The sequence below is a fragment of the Cellulomonas sp. B6 genome (assembly GCF_001462455.1).
Lineage (GTDB): Bacteria > Actinomycetota > Actinomycetes > Actinomycetales > Cellulomonadaceae > Cellulomonas.
The window spans coordinates 1-3,730 of sequence record NZ_LNTD01000176.1; the positions used below are offsets into that span (position 1 = coordinate 1).

General features: G+C 75.5%; 2 protein-coding genes. One reads left to right on the forward strand and one right to left on the reverse strand.

Annotated elements, in window-relative coordinates; all coding sequences use genetic code 11:
- The first annotated feature begins 63 nt into the window (after positions 1-63).
- A complete protein-coding gene (locus ATM99_RS14985; protein WP_223305152.1) occupies positions 64-1,080 on the forward strand; it encodes an ADP-ribosylglycohydrolase family protein in 1,017 nt (338 codons plus the stop codon).
- A 415-nt stretch (positions 1,081-1,495) separates the two neighbouring features.
- On the opposite strand, the gene ATM99_RS14990 is transcribed toward ATM99_RS14985, so the two are convergent.
- Complete coding sequence (locus tag ATM99_RS14990; protein WP_062103672.1) at positions 1,496-3,424, reverse strand: FAD-dependent oxidoreductase; 1,929 nt, start codon at positions 3,422-3,424, stop codon at positions 1,496-1,498.
- Between the last annotated feature and the right edge of the window lie 306 nt (positions 3,425-3,730).

Genomic DNA, 3,730 nt, shown 5'->3' on the forward strand with positions numbered 1-3,730 from the left:
GGGGTGGGGGAACATGAGGACGACGGCGTTCGTCCTGACGTGCACCGCAGACCTGGAGGCCCCGTGGACGCCCAGCCCACCGACACCGCACCCGACCGGGACGTCCCGGACCCGGCCGCACCCGCCGGCACCGCACCCGACATCGACCCACCCGCCGGAACCGTGCTCGACCGCGCCGTGGGCGCGGTGCTCGGCTCCGCGGCGGGTGACGCGCTCGGCGCGGGCTACGAGTTCGGACCCCCGCTGCCCGACGACGCCCCCGTGGGCATGGTCGGCGGGGGCACGTTCACGTGGGCGCCGGGCGAGTGGACGGACGACACGTCGATGGCCGTGCCCGTCCTCCAGGCACTGGCGCGCGGCGCGTCGCTCGACGACGACCGGACGCTGGACGCCGTCGTCGACGCGTGGTGCGGGTGGGCGGTCGACGCGAAGGACGTCGGGAACCAGACGCGCGCGGTGCTGGGCGGGCTCGCGCCGCGCACGGCCGAGGCGGCACGGCGCTCGGCCCGGGCGTTCCACGACGCGCACGGGCGGTCGGGCGGCAACGGGTCGCTCATGCGGACGGGCCCGGTCGCGCTGGCGTACCTGGGCGACGGGCGCGAGGACGCGCTGGCCCGCGCAGCGCGCGCGGTGTCGGAGCTGACGCACACCGAGGACGACGCCGGCGACGCGTGCGTGCTGTGGTCGCTCGCGGTGCGGCACGCGATCCGGACGGGCGTGGCGGACGTGCGCGTCGGGCTGCCGTGGCTGCCGCCCGCGCGGCGCGAGCCGTGGGCCGTACGGATCGCGGACGCCGAGGCCCGCCGCCCGCGGGACTTCGAGCGCAACGGGTGGGTCGTCGAGGCGCTGCAGGCCGCGTGGTCGGCGATCACGCACGGCACGACCCTGGTCGACGCGCTCGAGCGTGCGGTGCGTGGCGGCCGCGACACCGACACGGTCGCCGCGATCGCGGGCGCGCTGGTCGGGGCGCGCGACGGCGCGTCGGCCGTGCCCGCCGCGTGGCGGACCGTGCTGCACGGGTGGCCGGGGCTGGACGCCACGGCCCTGACGGACCTCGCCTCACGCGCCGTCCGCCGCTGACCGCCCGCCGGAGGTGTCTGCGAGGCGCGAGCACCGGACACCGCACACCCGCACCGCGCCCGCGGCCGCGGCCGGGCCGAAGCCTCCGCTCCCCGGCGCGGTACTCACCGGCCGAGCGCGGTACTCGTTGGTACCGCGCTCGCGACGTCTCTGCCGCGGTCGGCGTGCTCTTACCGCGCTCGGCGGGACGTCCCCTCCTGGCCGGCCCAGACGCGGAGAGCACTGGACGCGCCGAGCGCGGTAGACATGCGCCGAGCGCGGTACTCGTTGGTACCGCGCTCGGGCGACTTCAACCGCGCTCGAGCGACTTCTACCGCGCTCGGCGAGCACGAACGCGAGCGCGTGCCGCGCCCGCCACCCGGCCGTCGTCGCGCGCCCGCTCGGGGAGAGACGGGGGCGCGACGACGGGCGGGGGTCAGATCGCGGCGCCGACCAGGAAGCCGCCGTTGATGGCCTCGCCGACCTTCGCGGGGCTCACGCAGTCGCCGACCGCACGCACGGCCCGGCCGGCCGCCGTGAGCTGCTCGGCGAGCGTCGCGGCGGGCCGCACGCCGAACGCGGTGACGACCGTGTCGGCGTCGACGCGCACGTCGCCCTCGGGGCCGCGCGCGACGACGCCCTGCTCGTCGACCGACACCACGGCGTGGCCGGTGAGCATGCGGACGCCCGCAGCCGCGAGGTCCCGCAGCAGCGTGATGCGGTTGATGACGATGAGGTCGCGCGCGATCTCGTCGGCCATCTCGACGATCGTCACCTCGCGGCCCGCCTGCGCGAGCTCGAGCGCCAGGTCGGCGCCCGAGAGCCCGCCGCCCGCGACGACGACGCGCCGGCCGAGGTCGGCGCCGAGGTGCGCCTCGATGACGCCCACGACGTTCGGGCCGTCGATGCCGGGGATCGTGCCGGGCACGAGCGGGGTGGAGCCGGTCGCGAGCACGATCTCGTCGGCGCCCTCGAGCTCCGGGGAGTCCGCGGTGATCTCGACGCCGAGGTGCACGGTGACGGGCAGGCGCGCGATCTGCCGCTCCCACCAGCCGATCATCGCGTGCAGCTCCTTCTTGAAGTCCGGCGTCGCGGCGGGGCGCAGCACGCCGCCCAGCGCGGCGTCGCGCTCGTAGACGTCGACGCGGTGGCCGCGCTCGGCGGCGACGCGCGCGGCCTCGAGCCCGGCGGGCCCGCCGCCCACGACGACGACGTGCTTGGGGGTCTCGGCGGGGGTGAGCGCGCGCTCGCGCTCGAACCCGACCTGCGCGTTGACGGAGCAGCCGAGGGGCAGCGCGAAGAACGCGTTGCCGACGCACATCGCGTTGCAGCGGATGCAGGGGCGGATGTCCTCGCGGCAGCCCTGCGCGAGCTTGTCGCACCACTGCGGGTCGGCGATGAGGCCGCGCCCGACGCCCGCGACGTCGGCGTGGCCCGCGGCGAGCACCTGCTCGGCGGTGTCGGGGTCGAGGTTGCCGCACGCGACGACGGGGATGTCGACGACCTCCTTGAGGGCCTGCGCGGCGGGGACCATGCAGCCGTCGCCCAGGTAGTACGGCGGGAAGACGTAGTCCATGGCCTCGTACGAGCCGTCGTCGGCCAGGATGAAGTCGAGGCCGGCCTCGGCCAGGACGACGGCGATGCGCTGCGACTCCTCACGCGTGCGGCCGCCGGGGAACTTGTGGTCGACCGACAGGCGGAAGCTCACAGGCAGGCCAGGGGCGGCGGCCTTGACGGCCTGGATGATCTCGACCGCGAACCGGCAGCGGTTCTCGACCGAGCCGCCGTACTGGTCCTCGCGGCGGTTCCACACCGGGGAGAGGAACTGGTCGATGACGTAGCCGGTGTGGCCGTGGATGTCGATCGCGTCGATCCCGGCGGCCTGGGCGCGCGCGGCGGCCTCGCCGAACCGGCGGACGATCGTCGCGATCTCGTCGACCTCGAGCGGGCGGCACAGCACCTCGGGGTGCGCGTAGTGCGGGTTGTCGGACGCCGAGATCGGCAGGCGCTCGGGGTCGACGACGTTGATGTTGCGGCCCAGGCCCGCGGTGAGCTGCAGCGACACGAGGCCGCCGACCGCGTGGATCGACTCCGCGAGCGCGGTGAGGCCGGGGAGCGCGTCGTCGGTGTCGACGCGGCACAGGCCGGGGTTGATCTGCTCGTAGTCCTGCGAGACGGCGGAGATGCCGGTCATGACGAGGCCGACGCCGCCGGCGGCACGCTCGGTGTAGTAGGCGATCTCCCGCTCGGTGAACAGGCCCTCGTGCGTGCCCATCTCGGTGCCCATGGGGAGCATCACGACGTGGTTGCGCAGCTCGAGCGAGCCGAGGGTCAGGGGGGCGAGCAGGTGGGGGTACGAGGACACGGGGGCCTCCTCCGGCGTCGGGCGCGGTTGACGATGTGTCGATGGTCCGTCGGCGTTCCGCGGCGACCCCGGGACGGTGGTCCTGAGTACCTACTCGGTAGGCCGTTTCCTCCCGGTCCCGAACGGGTGAACCACGCACGACGCCGCAGGTGGGAGCGCTGCCGCACGATCGGCGTCTGCCGCCGGGCTCAACGTGACGACCTCGCGAGCCGATCCTGTGCACGTGTCCCACGACGACCTGCCCCGCTCCCCCACGGGGCGCGTGCCGCAGTGGGTCGTCGACGAGGCCGCGAGCCACCGCGCACG